Origin of the sequence: Exiguobacterium sp. s133 (assembly GCF_018618595.1) — a bacterium.
GTDB classification, from domain to species: domain Bacteria; phylum Bacillota; class Bacilli; order Exiguobacteriales; family Exiguobacteriaceae; genus Exiguobacterium_A; species Exiguobacterium_A oxidotolerans.
In genome coordinates this window covers 179,704-197,383 of sequence record NZ_JACSMK010000002.1, presented here as the reverse complement: position 1 = coordinate 197,383, position 17,680 = coordinate 179,704, and the positions used below count along the sequence as shown (strand labels likewise).

The following is a 17,680-nucleotide window of genomic DNA, read 5'->3' as shown; positions in this document are numbered from 1 at the left end:
CTCCTTAAATCCGGTAATCGTAGCCAGCTGGTGTCTCTGCCGGTTTGACAGGTTCTGGCGTCGCCTGTTCTTTTGTAAATGGACTGAAGCGAATCCGGACATCTTGGAAGCCGGTCGCTTCTAACGCCTCGGTCGTCCGCTCGAGGAACGGGGTTGCCAGTCGCTCGAGAATCGGCACATCATTTTCAATCGTAATCTGCATCTTCCGGTTGACCGTTTCGACGCGGACGCCGATATCGCCGAGCCGCGGTGTCTCAAGCTGGACATAGAGTGTGTTGTTTTCCCAGTCAATCACTTCGTCCGGGCGTTTATTTTGCAGATGGACGTGTAAGCCGGCTGTCCCTTCGACAAGTTGAATAGGAAGGGCGAGCAACAATTGTTGGAGCTGTTGACTGGCATCCGGTTTATTGACTTGTTGTTGTGTCGCCAGGAATGTTTGCAGTTTCGCTGCTTCCGGGTTCGCGGCTGGTGTCGCGAGCTTCAACTCGGCCGTCTGCAGTTGGAGTGTTTTTTGGACCGTCTCCTGTAAGACGCGCGGGCTGTTTTGGCTTGGTTCATATGGCAGCGGGCGGCTCGGTGTTTGTGAGGTCTGTGTTTGTCCGCTGACAGGACGAACCGGTTGATTGAGCTCCGGTAAGTACGTCGTTCGGACGTTCGCCGGTGTGAAGCGGAACGCTTCGAATCCGATCCGGACTTCCTGGAGAAGTGCTTTTGCTTCCGTCCCGCGACCAGTTGCGGCAAGATCGGCACCGCGCTCCAGTTTCGAGAGCCACTGAATCAATTGTTTTTCGTCCCGCATCGATGTATGGAGCATCGCATCCGTCTGTTGGAACGTTTGGCGAAGCCGGTTCGCCGTACTCTCGATGACTTGTGCCATCTGTGCCGGACGCCCTTCAACGAGCGGTTCAATCTGTTTGAGTTGCGAGACGATCGTTCGCTGATTACTCCGGAAGTCGTTCGTCATCTCGGCCAGCCGTGGCGTGACTTCGCGGACGACCGTTAACGCCGACCGGACGGGTTCCGTCGTCTGGCGCGCAGCGGTCAATGCCGTTAACTGCTCGAGCTTCGTCGGTTCCGGCGCTTTGAGCGTGACGGGGAAGTGCGGACGCAGTTGCTCCCGTGCCTGCGTCAAAGCACCACGTTCGATCGTTTCGACAATCGCGGCTTGCTCGTTCAGGGGCAGGTGATTTGCGATTTGCCGAAGTCTTGGCGCATTCGCTTGCTCGATGTCTGCTTGTGTCGGCAAGGTCGTTCGAGCAACGTCGAGCGCGATGGCAGTGCCGAGTGTCGGTTTATCGACGACGGCCTGACGTTCCGGTAAAAGGTCGACGAGTGAATCCGTTTCAGTCAGCAGGCTGCTGATCAACGCATCGACGTCCGTCGGCAAGGCACTGTCGGAAGGGCGTGAGACGAGAGCGACGACGAGATCTTTGTACGTTCCCTGAAGAGCGGCGACGAGCCGAGCGACGGTTTCCTTCGTTTGCGGCAATTGTCCTGTCGCAAGCAATCGGGCGACAGCTTGCTTTAACTCTTGTGGCAATTCGTCGAGTAAGGTCGGATCGATGCCAGTTGCATCGGTCTTGACGGAGCCTGTCGGCGCTGTGTCCGGGGTATCCGTCAATTGTTCAATCAAATAGCCTTCTGCTGTCGCTCCCTTTACCTTAAACTGGAAGTCTCCTGTTGGGACGTCACCTGTAAACGTCATCTCGATTTGGTCGCGTCCGACTTGGACGAGCGCTGTATGCGGACCCGTTTTTTCAAGGACAGTCCCGCTATACGTCTTTTTGTCGGACAACGTCGTCGGTGGCGACGGAACGGCCGGACTATTTGGTTGCAACTGGATGTTCATCGAGGCACCTCCTGTTTCATAATTTCTTCATCTTATTATATATCGGCATAAATAAAAAAGGATTGAGCGAAATTATCGCCCAACCCGTTTTTTTTAATGTTTAATTGAATTAAAGCGTTCCTCTAGTGTCATCGCGTTCAATTGTTGGTAACGAGCCATCAGCTCGCCAGTTGCTTTCATTTGGTTACGGACAATGTAAGGAGAGGCGTTTACAGGAAGGATCATGCCATTACGAGTTTGGAGTTTCGTTTGTCCGTCTTCCTCGATGACGTCGGACATGTGGCTCCAGGCGTACCACTCGCAATCATCACGTTTTGGTGATTTGGTAGGGAAAAAGACAAGACCGAGCGTCGGTTCGATGACGACTGGAACTTTTCCTTTGACGGAAGCGACACGTTTTGCCGTGACGATCCGTTCCTCGATGGAACTGTTGTACTGCCTGCAAGATAGTTGCAGGAGTTGATACGGACGAAGCGGGGTCATGATCGTTGAGCCGTCTTCTAGGACGATGATGGATTGTTTCATCATGTCATAGCACGGCAGGATCGCGACGGTCCGTTTCGTGATTCGGTATTTTTCGTCATTATGGAATGGTCGCATTCGACTACATCCTCCTCAATTAGGACAATGGATAAAATAGGTAATTACTAACGATATAATACAATACTACACCTGTAATGACAATGTAATTTTTTGAAAAGAACAGCAATAGATCGCGCTATTTATTTAAAATCATCAATGAATTCGCATTAATCAGAATTTTCAATTGTCAATAATTCCTTCTTTTGATAGACTAAGCGGTAGAGAGCTTGCTCTCGAACTCTGGTTTGCGAAGGGAACGTGAATTCGAATGGAACAAGGTAAAGTAAAATGGTTTAATGCTGAAAAGGGTTACGGCTTCATCGAGACATCGGACGCAAAAGACATTTTCGTCCACTTCTCAGCAATTCAAGCAGACGGCTATAAGTCACTTGAAGAAGGCGAAGAAGTTGAGTTTGAAGTCGTTGACGGCGATCGTGGCCCACAAGCTGCGAACGTTACAAAACTTTAATCCGAATAGCAGCCGCCACCGTCTTTAGGCATTGTCTAAAGGCGGTTTTTTTGTTTCGATTTAGTTTCGTAAGGGTATATACGCTAATATCACCACACAAAACTATTATAGTACGCTAAAGATTGAGGGGGATGTTCAACAGAATGTCATCGTTTTCATTTCCTTGTATCATTTATCGTGGTATAATAAATACGAACCAAAAGAATTTTGAATCTTCAGAAGGAAACGACTGAAGTTTAGCGAATTCATAGGTTCAACCGGTTACTTAAGGAGGAGTTTACATGATCTACAACATTCGCGGTGAAAACTTGGACGTCACAGATGCTCTCAAGGATTACGTCGAGAAAAAGCTTGAAAAGTTAACTCGTTATTTTACAACTCCTACGGAAGCGCAGACGGCTTATGTCAATCTCAAAGTCAACAATGAGAAACAGAAAGTCGAAGTGACGATTCCAATGCCAAATCTCTTGCTTCGTGCAGAGGATGTAAATGGCGACATGTACGCAGCAATCGACCTCGTCGTCGATAAGCTCGAACGTCAAATCCGGAAACATAAAACGAAAATCAACCGGAGAGGACGCGCCAAAGAAGGCGGCATTGGCGAATACTTCAAAACGCTCGAAGGACCGGAGGCAGAAGCACCTGTCTACGAAGAGGATGAAGCGGAACTCGAACTTGTTCGAACAAAACGTTTCACACTCAAGCCGATGGATACGGAAGAAGCGATTCTTCAAATGGACATGCTCGGTCACACGTTCTTCGTCTTCTCAGACGCTGAAACGGGTAACACGAACGTCGTTTACCGTCGAAAAGATGGTCGTTACGGCTTGATTGAACCAGAATAATGAATGTACAAGGGACTCGCTCTTAGGAGTGGGTCCCTTTTTGATATGTTAGAAAACTATATCTTAAGTCGATGCGTATGCTACATAGATTGAACAGGACGAGACGTCACGTCGTCCGCTTGTTGAAATTTGACGCTGTATTCGGTACACTGAATAAAGGAAAAATCTCGGAATTCTGTTCATATAAAGAATCGTTCGAAGTAAGGGGACTGTATGGCATGGCTAATTTTCTAAAAGAGTTATTCGCACCGACGAAACGTGTCCTGAAAAAAGCAGAAAAAGTGGCAGACGCCGTCGAAGCATTCGAGGAACAAATGGGTGCTTTATCAGATCAAGAATTAGAAGGTAAAGTGGTGGAGTTCCGGACGCGTCTTGCGGGCGGAGAAGATTTAGATGATATCTTGCCGGAAGCATTCGCCGTCTGTCGTGAAGTATCGACGCGTGTCTTAGGCATGCGCCATTATCGTGTCCAATTAATTGGGGGATATGTCCTTCACAACGGTGATATTGCTGAAATGAAGACAGGGGAAGGGAAAACGCTTGTCGCGACGCTTCCTGTCTATTTGAACGCACTCGCCGGCAATGGCGTCCACGTCATCACCGTCAACGAATACTTGGCGAAACGTGACCGTGACATCATGGAGCCGCTCTATGCGGCGCTCGGTCTATCGGTCGGTTTGAACCTGTCAAGCATGTCGCGTCAAGAAAAACAAGCAGCCTATAGCTGTGATATCACGTACGGAACGAACAATGAGTTCGGTTTCGACTACTTGCGTGACAACATGGTCCTGTATAAAGAAGACCGTGTTCAACGTCCGCTTTCTTATGCTGTCGTCGATGAAGTCGACTCGATCCTCGTTGATGAAGCACGGACACCGTTGATCATTTCAGGTTCTGCTGAGAAATCGACGGCCCTCTACTCACAAGCAGATACGTTCGCGAAGATGATGAAGGCAGATGAAGACTATACGGTCGACATCAAAACGAAAAGTGTGCTGTTGACGGAGCAAGGCATCGACCGCGCTGAAAAATACTTTGGCATCGACAACCTGTTTGGTCTCGAGCACGTCGCCCTCAACCATCACTTGAGTCTCGCGCTCCGTGCGAACTCCGTCATGCACCGCGACGTCGACTATATGATTCGGGAAGATGAGGTCATGATCATCGACCAATTCACGGGTCGTGTCATGGAAGGACGTCGTTACTCAGAAGGACTGCACCAAGCGATTGAAGCGAAGGAAGGCGTCGAGATTCAACGTGAATCGATGACGCTTGCAACGATCACGTATCAAAACTTCTTCCGGATGTATACGAAGCTTGCCGGTATGACCGGTACGGCGAAGACCGAGGAAGAAGAGTTCCGGAACATCTACAACATGCATGTCGTTCCCGTTCCGACGAATAAGCCCGTCATCCGTAACGATCAGCCTGATTTGATTTTCAAGACGATGAACGGGAAATTCGCTGCTGTTGCAGACGAAATCGAACGTGCCAACCGCGAAGGACAACCGGTCCTCGTCGGTACAGTCGCCGTCGAAACGTCTGAGCTCCTCAGCGGGATTCTCAAGAAACGCGGCATCCGCCACGAAGTCTTGAACGCGAAAAACCATGCACGGGAAGCAGAAATCATTGAGAACGCGGGACAAGCGAACTCGGTCACGATCGCGACGAACATGGCCGGACGCGGTACCGACATCAAGCTCGGTGCAGGTGTCATCGAAAAAGGCGGTCTCTACATTCTCGGGACAGAGCGTCACGAATCACGCCGGATCGATAACCAGTTACGTGGCCGGGCCGGTCGTCAAGGTGACCCGGGGGCATCCCAGTTCTATCTTTCACTCGAAGATGAATTGATGCGCCGTTTCGGATCCGATTCCCTGCAATCGATGATGGATCGTCTCGGAATGGACGACTCGCAACCGATTGAAAGCCGGATGGTCTCACGTGCCGTTGAGTCCGCTCAAAAACGGGTCGAAGGAAATAACTTCGACGCACGGAAACAAGTCCTCGGTTATGATAACGTCATGGCTGATCAACGGAAAGTCATGTACGCGGACCGGGCAGCGATTCTTGACGCCCAGTCTGTCTCAGACATCGTTCGTCCGATGATGGAACAAACGATTGAATCAGGTGTGCATCAGTACACGCCAATCGAGTTCGTACCGGAAGAGTGGAGCATCGGTGCACTCGCGGATTGGTCAAACCAGACACTTGCCGTCGAAGAAAAAGTGACGGAACAAGAGTTGTTCGGCAAAGAACGCGAAGAAATCATCGAACTGCTCAAAGAGCGGACGTTCGCACACTACGAACACAAACGGTCGGAAGTACCGGCTGAAGCGTTTGACGAGTTTGAAAAAGTCATCGTCTTACGTGCCGTCGACCAACACTGGATGAACCACATCGATCAGATGGATCAGTTGCGTGAAGGGATTCACCTTCGTGCTTACGGTCAAAACGATCCGCTGCGGGAATACCAGTCGGAAGGTTCAATGATGTTCGATACAATGAACGCGGCGATCGCGGAAGAAGTGACACAATTCGTCCTTCGTGCTGATCTTGACCCGAACTTGAAACGCGAAAAAGTCGTCAAGGATGAAGTCGCCGTCTCAGGCAAAGAGGACAAGGTCGTCAAAAAAGCGCCTGTCCGCAAAAATCCGAACGACCAAATCGGACGCAACGACCCATGTTGGTGCGGATCCGGTAAAAAATACAAGAACTGTCACGGCCGTCAGGCATAAGTGATGAATCGACTGAAAGAGGCGGGAGATTCCTGCCTCTTTTGACGGAAAGAGAAGGTGGAACACAATGGAATTAGCAGAAATACGCAACACCGCCGAGTGGATGGAGAAGAAACTCGGAGAATATAAGGCATCGCTTGATTTAGAAACGAAGATTTCCCGGATCGAAGAGCTCGAAAACGAGATGACGTTCCCGGACTTCTGGAACAATCAAGAAGAAGCGCAAAAAGTCATCGACGAGTCGAACGGTTTGAAGGCGATGGTAGATAAGTACCAACACCTCGCCGATGGACACGAAAACATCGTCCTGACGTATGAATTGATTAAAGAAGAGCCGGACGTCGAGTTACAAGAAGAACTCGAGTCGGAACTCGGTGACATCAAACAGAAGTTCGACGAGTTTGAATTACAAATCTTGTTGAACGGAGAATATGACGCAAACAACGCAATTCTTGAGCTGCACCCGGGTGCGGGTGGGACCGAGTCGCAAGATTGGGCTTCGATGTTACTCCGGATGTACCAACGTTTTTGCGACAAACAGGGCTGGAAAGTCGAGACGATGGACTACCAACCAGGTGACGAAGCCGGTGTTAAATCGGTCACGCTCCGTATTCAAGGGCACAATGCCTATGGATACTTGAAGGCGGAAAAAGGAATCCACCGTCTCGTCCGGATTTCACCGTTTGATTCGTCAGGCCGCCGTCATACATCGTTCGTTTCATGTGACGTCATGCCGGAGTTCAACGATGACATCGATATCGACATTCGGACGGAAGATCTTCGTGTCGATACGTACCGGGCGTCAGGTGCCGGTGGACAGCACATCAATACGACCGACTCAGCCGTCCGGATCACGCACGTGCCGACGGGCGTCGTCGTCTCGTGTCAACAAGAGCGTTCGCAGATCAAGAACCGTGAAGCGGCGATGAAGATGTTGAAAGCGAAACTCTACCAACGTGAAATCGAGGAGAAACAAAAGAAACTCGATGAAATCCGTGGCGAAAAATCGGATATCGCGTGGGGTAGCCAAATTCGTTCATACGTCTTCCATCCATACAGCATGGTCAAGGATCACCGGACGAACTATGAAGTCGGGAATACGCAAGGGGCAATGGATGGAGACATCATGGGCTTCATCGATGCCTACCTTCGTTTACTCAATATGTAAGAAGCACCTACCGTCGACGGTCAAGTCGACGGTTTTTTTTCAAAAAGGAGGACATGAGATGATCATTCGTCAGGAAAAATTTAAGGATGCAGCCGCGATTCGCCGCGTGCATGAAGCAGCGTTCGAACAGGCGGCTGAAGCGGATTTAGTCGACGCCTTACGGGAAGATGACGAGGCGGCACCACGTTTCAGCCGGGTCGCCGTCGCTGACCGGGGCGAAATCGTCGGGCACGTCTTGCTGAGCCGGATTTACATCGAGGACGTCCCGTCGCTCGCCCTGGCGCCGGTCGGGGTCATGCCGGTTTGGCAACGCAAAGGCATCGGGTCAGAGTTGATCCGCCAAGTCATCGAGGACGCCCGGGAAGCGGGGGAACACCACATCGTCGTGCTCGGTCACGACAGTTATTATCCCCAGTTCGGATTCGAACGGGCGATCGATTACGGGATTGAAGCACCATTCCCGGTCCCGGCTGAAGTATTTCTCGTCATGCCGCTCGTCCGAAATGGCTTAACGGGCGTCAAAGGGACGGTCCGTTATCCGAAACCCTTTAGTGCGGTATAAGAGAACCACTGCGAGTTGGTCGGACGGGCTAGTCGTCACTTCCCTTTTTGCGCTAAAATAAAAAACGGGTTCTAGATTTTAAGGTAAGGGGAAATGCAACGCCATGACATCAACGCGTCAGGAAGTCGTTCGCGACTATATTTATTTATTATTAGGTTCATTATTCGTCGCCAGTGCGTTCAGTCTGTTTCTCGCACCGAATCAACTCGCCTCAGGAGGGGTCAGTGGGCTATCGATTGTCTTGAATGATTTATTCGGGATTTCACCCGGACTGTTCCAGCTCGTTGCGAACGTCCTATTACTCGCGATCGGCTGGATGATTCTCGGGATGGGGTTCGGCGTCAAGTCACTCGTCGGATCGATTTTTTTGCCCGTCGTCATCTTGATTTATGAACGGTTCGAGGTCCCGGCAGCGACGATGAATCCGATGCTCGCTGCGATTTTTGGCGGGGCCGGCGTCGGAATCGGACTCGGTCTGATTTTTAAAGGTCGGGCGTCGACCGGCGGGATGGATTTAATCGCCCAGATTCTACACCGGTTTACGAAGTTACCGATTCATTTGTGCATCGCCTTGCTTGACGGGACAATCGTCATCAGTGCCGCGATTATCTTCTCGCTCGAAATTGGTCTGTATGCGCTCGTCGCCTTGTTCATCACGATTAAGATGATTGATATCGTCCAGCTCGGAATCACGAACGATAAGCTGGCCTACATCATTTCTGATCAACGGGAAGCCCTTGTTAAAGAGATCTTCCAGACACTCGATCGCGGCGCAACGGAAATCGAGGCAGCGGGTGCCTATACACGGAAGCGGAAGCCGATGCTGATGGTCGTCGTCCGTCAAGGTGAAATCACGACGTTGAAAGAAATCGTCAAACACATTGACCCGGAAGCGTTCCTTGTCGTCAGTGAGGCCCATGAAGTACTCGGGCTTGGCTTCACGGATGACAAACGGTATCACAATGTTCCGTAAACACATCGAAAACGTGAAGTTTTTGTGAAATCACGCTTAGAAAACATCAAGAACGGTTATACTCTAATAGGTAAGAACGTTGATTGGTATTTTTTAAGGGGGGGTATACGGATGAAGTTAAAAAATCTTTTACTCGCGGCAGGACTTGGCGCGACACTCGTACTCGGCGCTTGCGGCAGTGATGATTCCAGTTCTTCGGATACAACGAAAGAAGACACGTCGATGAATGATGATTCTTCAAAAACAGAATCAGCAGTTGATGCGGAAAAAATCTTCGCGAATAACTGTGCCTCATGTCACGGGAACAATTTAGAAGGAAATGTTGGACCAAACTTAACAAAAGTCGGTTCAAAGTATTCGTCTGAAGAGATTCAGGACATCATCAAGAACGGTAAAGGGCAAATGCCTGCCGGAATCCTGAAAGAAGACGAAGAAATCGTTGCTGTTGCTGATTGGTTAGCAGAAAAGAAATAAGCATAACTATGTGATAGTATGGGATAAGAGATGACAGACACGACACGTGTTCGTCATTTCTTATCCCTTTTTTTATGAAAAACAGCCGGAATTGACATTTGATTGTAATGTGGTTTTTTTTCATGCCTGTTATAATGGGAATCGGTAGGTTTTAAGACCTAGCTGATCACCCCAGTAATCAAATAAGGATGTGAAGTAAGTGATCAAGATGCAACAAGTTAGTAAAATATACCCGAACGGAGTCACTGCACTTCGTGAGGTCAATTTGACGATCAATCAAGGTGAGTTCGTCTATATCGTTGGTCCTTCTGGAGCCGGCAAATCAACATTCATGAAGATGATGTACCGCGAAGAGAAACCGACGAGCGGTTCATTTTTGTTTAAAGGAATCGAAGTCGGTAAATTAAAAAACCGTCAAATTCCAGAACTCCGTCGCCAAATCGGCGTCATCTTCCAAGACTTTAAACTCCTCCCGTCATTGACGGTTTATGAAAATGTCGCATTCGCACTCGAAGTTGTCGGAGACGACAAAGCGCAAATCCGTAAAAAAGTAAACGAAGTCCTCGATCTCGTCAAACTCAAACATAAAGCGCGGAACTATCCCGATGAGTTATCGGGTGGGGAACAACAACGGATTTCGATTGCCCGAGCCATCGTCAACCGTCCGTCACTCGTCATCGCTGATGAGCCGACAGGAAACCTTGACCCGGATACGGCATGGGAAATCATGGAGGTCTTCGAAGAGATTTATCGCCGTGGGACAACGGTCGTAATGGCGACACACAATCGAGACATCGTTAACAAAATGCGTCATCGTGTACTGGCGATTGACGGTGGAAAAATCGTCCGTGACGAAGAGAAAGGAATGTACGGCTATGAAGTTTAATGGATTCCGTCATTTACGGGAAGGGTCGAAAGGTCTTGTCCGAAACGGCTGGATGACATTCGCCTCTGTCAGTGCCGTAACCGTGACATTATTACTCGTCGGAATTTTTGCGATGGTCATGTTCAACGTCAACAAAATTTCAGACAACGTCGAAAAAGACGTCGAAATTCAAGTGTTCGTCGAACGCGAGGCCGATCAAGCAAAAATCGACGCCGTTGGTTCAAAATTAGAACAGATGCCGGGTGTCGCGTCTGTCCGGTACAGTTCAAAAGAAGATGAACTGAATCGTTTTAAAGAACAGTTAGGAGAAGGATCGCAGGCGTACCAGTCGGTCGAGAAGGATAACCCGCTTCACGATCGCTACATCGTCAAAGCAACTTCACCAAATGAGACAGAAACTATTGCAAATACAGTCAAAAAAATGGAAAATATAGATAGTGTCGAGTATGGCGAAGATTACGTCGAGAAGATGTTCAACTTCCTTGAAGGGGTACGCGTCGGTGGAATCATCTTAATTGTCGGTCTGACCTTCATGGCGATGTTCCTCATCTCGAATACGATCAAAGTAACGATTTTCTCGCGTCGTCGGGAAATCGAAATCATGCGTCTCGTTGGAGCGAAAAACGGCTTCATCCGTGCACCGTTCTTCGTCGAGGGACTCTTGATGGGTGTACTCGGAGCATTGATTCCAATCGCTGTCGTTTATTTTGGTTATGAAGTGACATACAATGCCCTTCAACCACAACTCGTATCTTTAAATGCATCAATCTTTAACTTGATTCCACCAGGTGAACTATCCGTTCAAGTCGCATTGATTTTACTTGCGCTCGGTGCCTTCATCGGAGTATGGGGATCAACGACGTCACTCGGACGTTTCTTAAAAGTATAAGTTACGCAAAAACAAAATATAGAGGAGAGATGCTTCTCATGAAGGTTCGATTCTGTTCAGCTGTGCTCAGCTTGGCCCTGGTTGGTTCAAGTGTATCCGTTCACGCCGTGTCTAAAGAAGAATTGTTGAAGGAACAACAGGAGATCGAGTCCCGTCTGCAAGAGACGGAACGATCACAGAATCAGACATCTGAGAAGTTAATCTTGACGAAAAAAGAACGCCGCCTCGCAGAGGAGCGTTTGGATGAAGTCAACAGCCGTTTGGATGATTTAGCGAGTGAAATTGCAGATCAACAAGCGGCTGTTTCTGCATCAAAAGAAGAGTTGCAAGCGATTGAAGAAGCGATTAAACAAACATTGTCCGAGTTACGGGCGCAGGAAGATTTACTTGGGAACCGGCTTCGTGCCGTTCAGCGGGATGGCGACATCAAATACATCGAAGTGTTGCTCGACTCAAAAGATTTTGGCGATTTAATCTCGCGTTTTAGTACTGTCAGTGAAATCATTAAACAAGATGATGGTGTTTTGAATGCCTATAAAGCAAATGTCACGGAATTGACGGAGCAACGCGCAAGTCAAGAACTCATCCTCGGTCAGCTAAAAAAAGACCAACGGAAACTGTTGATTCTGCAGACGCGGATTATCGCGGAATCTGAGTTGAAACGAAAACTGGTCGTCCAATTGAACGATCAGGTCAAACAATTGAAGCAGGAGCAGTTCACGAAGGCGGAAGAAGCCCAAATCTTAGCAGATCAGCAACAATTGATTAGCACGCAACTGACGGAACTCGAAGAAGCAGCACGTGCCGCTGAACAAGCAAAGATAAAGGCGGAAGCAGAACGTCTCGCCCGTATCGAGGCAGCGAAACGTGAGCAAGAGGAAGCGGACGACACGCAGGCAGCGGACCGGACGGCATCGCCAACGACGAAAACGCAACCGGTACCATCTGCGACGGATCATGCAAAGCCATTTCAATTACCTGTCTCCGGTTACGTGTCCAGCCCGTTCGGTCCACGGAACAATCCGTTGACCGGCAAGTCGGAGATTCATACGGGCATCGATCTCGTCAATGCTAAAGGAACACCGATTCAGGCGGCGGCGGGTGGTATCGTCCTGCGCGCCGGAAGTGCGACAGGATACGGGAATGTCGTGATGATCACCCATCTGATCGACGGGAAAGTCTGGACGACGGTTTACGGACATCTTGATTCCGTCGCCGTGGAGGCAGGGCAAACGGTCATGCCGGGGACGGTCATCGGAAAGTTAGGTTCGACAGGCTGGTCGACTGGTCCTCATCTTCACTTTGAGATTCATCAAGGGGAGTGGGCGGTCGGACAACCGAACGCGGTCGATCCAGCCCCGTACATCTTTTGATTGACCTATAGCTCTTTAGCGAAAAGATAGGGTAACCTATCTTTTTTTGCTATACTGAAAAAAATAGCAGGTTTACACCGGAAACGAGGAATCAAGCGTGAAAAAATCTACAACGGCAGTCATAGCAGTCAGTACATTCGGACTTGGCCTAGGGGCAGGCGCAGTCGGTATGTTAGCAACAGGTGGTACCGACACGGTGACGACCAGTTCATCGGGCGAATCGGGGGACTGGAAAAAGGTTGATCAAGTCCGCCAGATGATTTCACAGTATTACCTAGAAGATGTCACGGATCAAGAATTGCTTGAAGGAGCACTCAGTGGGATGACGGAAGTGCTTGACGATCCCTACTCGGTCTACATGGATGAATCGGAAACGGCGTCGTTCAACACGAATCTGTCTTCATCGTTTGAAGGAATTGGCGCGACACTGGAGCAAAAGGGTGAGGCAATTGTCATCGTCGCTCCGATTAAAGGGGCACCCGCTGAAAAAGCAGGAATCAAGCCGGGTGACGTCATTATAGAAATCGATGGCAAGTCGACGAAAGGTCAAAAGACGGATCAAGCTGTCAAAAAGATTCGTGGTGAAAAAGGGACGGAGGTCGTCTTGACGATTCAACGCGGGGGACAAGACCCGATGAAAATCACGATTGAACGCGATACGATTCCGATTGAGACCGTTTATTCGGAAACAGAACAAGTGAACGGGAAAACGATTGGTGTACTCCAAGTGACTCAGTTCTCTGACCCGACTGCAGAAGAGTTCGAAAAGCAACTCGCTGCTCTCGAAGCGAAGAATATCGATGGACTCGTCATTGACGTCCGGGGAAACCCGGGCGGACTGTTGACGGCAGTTTCGAAAATGATTGCGCCATTCATTCCGAAAGATACACCGATTTTCCAGGTCGAAGACAATAAAGGCGACCGGACGCAGGAATTCGGGAAGGCGGACGCGAAGAAACCTTATAACATCGTCGTGTTGGAAGATAGCGGTTCCGCGTCAGCGTCAGAAATTTTAGCCGCCGGTCTGAAAGAAGGCGCCGGTGCAGAAGTCGTCGGTACAAAGTCATTCGGTAAAGGGATCGTCCAAAGTGCGTATGACTTAAAAGATGGCAGTGACCTGAAGCTGACAACGAACAAATGGTTGACGCCAGATGGGAACTGGATTCACAAAAAAGGAGTTAAACCGACCGTTGAAGTCAAACAACCCGCGTATTTCAATGTCACGAAAATATTGACGGATGACAAAGCGCTCAATGTCGGGGACTATGGAAAAACTGTCGAAAATGCACATCTCGTGCTCGAAGCGATCGGTTACGATCCGAAAGGGCAGGATGGGTATTATGGCGACACGATGAAACAAGCAGTCGAACAACTTCAAAAAGATGCCAAGCTCGAAGTCACGGGTAAGATTGACCCGGTGACGGCTTCCGAGATGGAGACACGTCTCTTGAAAAAGTTAGAAGACTCGAAAAATGATGTACAACGCATCAAGGCACTTGAAGTTGCTGCTGAATAAATCACGGAAAGAGGTCTGAATGGGCGTGGAATTATTCGATGGAATCGGTTGGACAGTGATTAGTCTTATCGCTAGTCCAATCCTGTGGTTAGCCATTCTAGTCAGTGTTGTAATCGGTATTCGTCGCGTCAGGCGAGAACGGAACTTGTTCCGCTCGAAATCACGCGATCAACGGACCGACATTTTTGAGACATTACTGCCCGGTCTGCTCGTCGGGATTGTCTTATCTGCAATCAGTTTGAGTTTACAGGTGACCGTCAGCCCGGTCTTCATTGTCGCCTTTACGGCGCTCGCTGCCGTGACATTAGTGATTGGCGTCGTCCGGTTTAACTTGCCGCTTTGGCCGCTCAGCGTTTTGGCACTTATCGGGTGGTTCGTGACGGATGAACGGATGGACGGGATTAAAGAGGTCGACGCGACGACGTTGCTGTTGCTTGCGAGCTTGACGCTGCTGGCAGAATTGGCGCTCGTCGCGTGGCGCGGTCAAAAGCAGTTGTCCCCATCACTCGTCTTATCGAAGCGGGGGCGTTTCATCGGTGGGTTGTCCGCGAACAAACTGTGGTTGATTCCGTTGCTCGTCATTGTTCCAGGCAGTAGTCTCGAGGAATGGTTTCCGCGGTTCGCTTTTCCGGAGTACGTCCCGCTCGTGCTCTTTTTCCCGCTCGGCTTCAGTTTTCTGTTCACAGGAAAATTGCCGGCTGAGTTGATGCGTCCATTGATTCGGGGTCGCGTCATCACATTGTTACTCGCGGTCTTGTTGACACTTGGTGCGTACGTGACGAACCGGGAAGAATGGTTATTCGGTCTACCGCTCCTGCTCGTCTTGCACATCATCTTGCACCAACGGGTCAAACGTTTGAATCGTTCAGCGACGCCGATTTTCCTCAATGGAAAACGGGGTGTCGTCATCCTGGGGACGTTCCCTGGATTACCGGCATCAGAAATGGGGCTCGTACCCGGAGAAGCCATCTATAAGGTCAACGGTGATTTTGTTGATTCCGAGACGAGCTTCTATGAAGCGATTCAAAAGCATAAACCATACTTACGTCTCGAAGTGATGAATCATAATGGAGATGTTCGGTTTGCACAACGGGCTTTTTATGAACAAGATCATCATGAACTCGGCATCATGTTCGTCAGTGAGCCGGGGAATCGCCGGACGAAAATTCGAACGCTTCAATAATGAACATCCTCTATCACGTGAGTGGTAGGGGATGTTGTTGTTTCTTGAGTGAACTTTATCTTTTTCAGAGATAATCCGTACTGGGACTTTTTCTTTTTTGGAAAAACGGGTAACTTCCTAGAAGGAGCACTTCATAATCGAATGTTTGTTCGTAAAGTGATACAATAAAGATAGATTTTTTACGGAATGAGGGGGAAGTTAGCGATGGATTTTGAGTTAGTGTCACCATTTGAACCAGGCGGCGATCAGCCGGCTGCCATTAAACAATTGGTCACCGGCGTCAAGAACGGCGAGCGGCATCAAACGTTGCTCGGAGCGACCGGAACCGGTAAGACGTTCACCGTCTCGAACGTCATCAAAGAGATTAAAAAGCCGACGTTAGTCCTGGCGCATAATAAAACACTGGCCGGGCAACTGTACTCGGAGTTCAAAGAATTTTTCCCGAACAACGCGGTCGAGTACTTCGTCAGCTTTTATGATTACTATCAACCGGAAGCGTATGTCCCGTCGACGGACACGTTCATAGAAAAAGACTCGTCCATCAACGATGAGATTGATAAACTCCGTCACTCGGCGACATCTTCCTTGTTTGAGCGAGATGACGTCTTGATCGTTGCGTCCGTCTCGTGTATCTACGGTCTCGGTAACCCGGAAGAGTACAATAATCATGTGTTATCGCTTCGTGTCGGCAATGAGATGGGGCGTAACGAGATGCTCCGTCGTTTGATTGACATTCAATATGAACGAAATGACATCGACTTCCAGCGCGGGCGGTTTCGTGTCCGTGGTGATGTCGTCGAGATTTTCCCGGCGTCACGAGACGAACAATGTGTCCGTGTCGAATTTTTTGGTGACGAAATCGAACGGATTCGCGACATGGATCCGTTGACAGGTGAAATCATCGCCGACCGTGAACATATCTCAATCTTCCCGGCGTCCCACTTCGTGACGGGGGACACACGTCTTCAAAAAGCAATCGCGAACATCGAAGTCGAACTTGAGACGCAACTCGCGAAGATGCGTGAAGACGGGATGTTACTCGAGGCACAACGTCTTGAGCAGCGGACGAACTACGATCTCGAGATGATGCGTGAAATGGGTTACTGCTCAGGAATCGAAAACTACTCCCGTCATTTAAACCTGATGCCGGAAGGATCAACGCCGTATACGCTCATCGATTACTTCCCGAAAGACTTCTTGCTCGTCGCCGATGAGTCGCACGTCACGTTACCGCAAATCCGCGGGATGTATAACGGTGACCAGGCGCGGAAACAAGTCCTCGTCGAGCATGGTTTCCGTTTGCCGTCAGCGAAAGATAACCGGCCGCTTCGTTTTGAAGAGTTTGAAGAGAAGGTCAGTCAAGCAATTTATATCTCAGCGACGCCGGGACCTTATGAGCTCGAGCACTCAAAAGAGATGGTCGAACAAATCATTCGTCCGACAGGACTCGTCGATCCGACGATCGAGATTCATCCGATCACGGGTCAAATCGATTACTTGATGGACAACATCCGGGACCGCGTTGCGAAAAATGAACGGGTTCTCGTGACGACATTGACGAAAAAAATGTCGGAAGACTTGACCGATTATTTAAAAGAGAACGGTGTCAAGGTCAACTACATGCACTCGGAAATCAAGACGCTCGAACGGATTGAAATCATTCGCGATCTGCGGCTTGGTAAGTATGACGTACTCGTCGGGATCAATCTGCTTCGTGAAGGACTCGATATTCCGGAAGTGTCGCTCGTGACGATTCTCGATGCGGATAAAGAAGGTTTCTTACGGTCCGAGCGATCATTGATTCAGACGATCGGACGGGCGGCCCGGAACTCGGAAGGGCACGTCGTCCTGTTTGCAGACAAGATTACGGATTCGATGCAACGGGCAATGGATGAGACGGAACGTCGGCGCAACATTCAGCTCGCGTTCAATAAAGAACACGGCATTACGCCGAAAACGATTCAAAAAGACGTTCGCGGTGTCATCAGTACGACGATTGAAAGTGATGATACGGTCGAAAAACTGGAGAAATTCAATAAACTGAAAAAACCGGAGCGCGAAACGCTACTCGAACAGTTGGATCAAGAGATGCGACAAGCAGCGAAAGACATGCAATTCGAGCGCGCAGCAGAGCTTCGAGATCTTATATTAGAATTGAAAGCAGGTGCCTAAG

At 49.4% G+C, this 17,680-nt stretch carries 15 protein-coding genes; 13 read left to right on the top strand and 2 right to left on the bottom strand.

Going from position 1 to position 17,680, the window contains the following annotated elements; all coding sequences use genetic code 11:
• Window positions 1-4: 4 nt before the first annotated feature.
• Together KNP96_RS03575 and KNP96_RS03570 are read right to left on the bottom strand one after the other, a co-directional pair.
• On the bottom strand, window positions 5-1,849 hold the full coding sequence (locus tag KNP96_RS03575; protein ID WP_214768845.1) for a hypothetical protein: 1,845 nt from the start codon (window positions 1,847-1,849) through the stop codon (window positions 5-7).
• Window positions 1,850-1,942: 93 nt separating this feature from the next.
• Window positions 1,943-2,449, bottom strand: coding sequence for a competence protein ComK (locus KNP96_RS03570; RefSeq protein WP_088837766.1), 507 nt, complete (start codon window positions 2,447-2,449; stop codon window positions 1,943-1,945).
• A 250-nt stretch (window positions 2,450-2,699) separates the two neighbouring features.
• On the opposite strand from KNP96_RS03570, the gene KNP96_RS03565 reads away from it, so the two are divergent.
• The 13 genes from KNP96_RS03565 (at window position 2,700) to uvrB (ending at window position 17,679) form a co-directional block, all read left to right on the top strand.
• Window positions 2,700-2,900, top strand: a complete 201-nt coding sequence (locus KNP96_RS03565; protein WP_088837765.1) for a cold shock domain-containing protein — start codon at window positions 2,700-2,702, stop codon at window positions 2,898-2,900.
• A 281-nt stretch (window positions 2,901-3,181) separates the two neighbouring features.
• On the top strand, window positions 3,182-3,745 hold the full coding sequence (gene hpf, locus KNP96_RS03560) for a ribosome hibernation-promoting factor, HPF/YfiA family (RefSeq protein ID WP_026827559.1): 564 nt from the start codon (window positions 3,182-3,184) through the stop codon (window positions 3,743-3,745).
• 218 nt (window positions 3,746-3,963) lie between these two features.
• A complete protein-coding gene (secA, locus tag KNP96_RS03555) occupies window positions 3,964-6,483 on the top strand; it encodes a preprotein translocase subunit SecA (RefSeq protein ID WP_088837764.1) in 2,520 nt (839 codons plus the stop codon).
• 67 nt (window positions 6,484-6,550) lie between these two features.
• Window positions 6,551-7,651, top strand: coding sequence for a peptide chain release factor 2 (gene prfB, locus KNP96_RS03550; protein ID WP_034800913.1), 1,101 nt, complete (start codon window positions 6,551-6,553; stop codon window positions 7,649-7,651).
• A 58-nt stretch (window positions 7,652-7,709) separates the two neighbouring features.
• Window positions 7,710-8,213, top strand: coding sequence for a GNAT family N-acetyltransferase (locus tag KNP96_RS03545; RefSeq protein WP_088837763.1), 504 nt, complete (start codon window positions 7,710-7,712; stop codon window positions 8,211-8,213).
• 103 nt (window positions 8,214-8,316) lie between these two features.
• Window positions 8,317-9,186 carry a YitT family protein gene (locus KNP96_RS03540; RefSeq protein WP_088837762.1) on the top strand — a complete coding sequence of 290 codons (870 nt, stop codon included), beginning with the start codon at window positions 8,317-8,319 and terminating at the stop codon, window positions 9,184-9,186.
• 111 nt (window positions 9,187-9,297) lie between these two features.
• Window positions 9,298-9,660 (top strand): cytochrome c551, encoded by a 363-nt coding sequence (gene cccB, locus KNP96_RS03535; RefSeq protein ID WP_088837761.1) that lies wholly within the window; start codon window positions 9,298-9,300, stop codon window positions 9,658-9,660.
• 199 nt (window positions 9,661-9,859) lie between these two features.
• Entirely contained in the window at window positions 9,860-10,546 is a 687-nt protein-coding gene (ftsE, locus tag KNP96_RS03530; protein WP_088837760.1) for a cell division ATP-binding protein FtsE, read from the top strand.
• On the top strand, window positions 10,536-11,435 hold the full coding sequence (gene ftsX / locus KNP96_RS03525; RefSeq protein ID WP_029331384.1) for a permease-like cell division protein FtsX: 900 nt from the start codon (window positions 10,536-10,538) through the stop codon (window positions 11,433-11,435). The genes ftsE and ftsX overlap by 11 nt, the downstream gene beginning before the upstream one ends.
• A 38-nt stretch (window positions 11,436-11,473) precedes the next feature.
• Window positions 11,474-12,808, top strand: coding sequence for a murein hydrolase activator EnvC family protein (locus KNP96_RS03520; RefSeq protein ID WP_088837759.1), 1,335 nt, complete (start codon window positions 11,474-11,476; stop codon window positions 12,806-12,808).
• Window positions 12,809-12,905: 97 nt separating this feature from the next.
• Complete coding sequence (locus KNP96_RS03515) at window positions 12,906-14,324, top strand: S41 family peptidase (protein WP_088837758.1); 1,419 nt, start codon at window positions 12,906-12,908, stop codon at window positions 14,322-14,324.
• 19 nt (window positions 14,325-14,343) lie between these two features.
• Entirely contained in the window at window positions 14,344-15,507 is a 1,164-nt protein-coding gene (locus KNP96_RS03510) for a PDZ domain-containing protein (RefSeq protein WP_088837757.1), read from the top strand.
• Between the two features lie 204 nt (window positions 15,508-15,711).
• Entirely contained in the window at window positions 15,712-17,679 is a 1,968-nt protein-coding gene (gene uvrB, locus KNP96_RS03505; RefSeq protein ID WP_371816394.1) for an excinuclease ABC subunit UvrB, read from the top strand.
• Window position 17,680 lies beyond the last annotated feature (1 nt).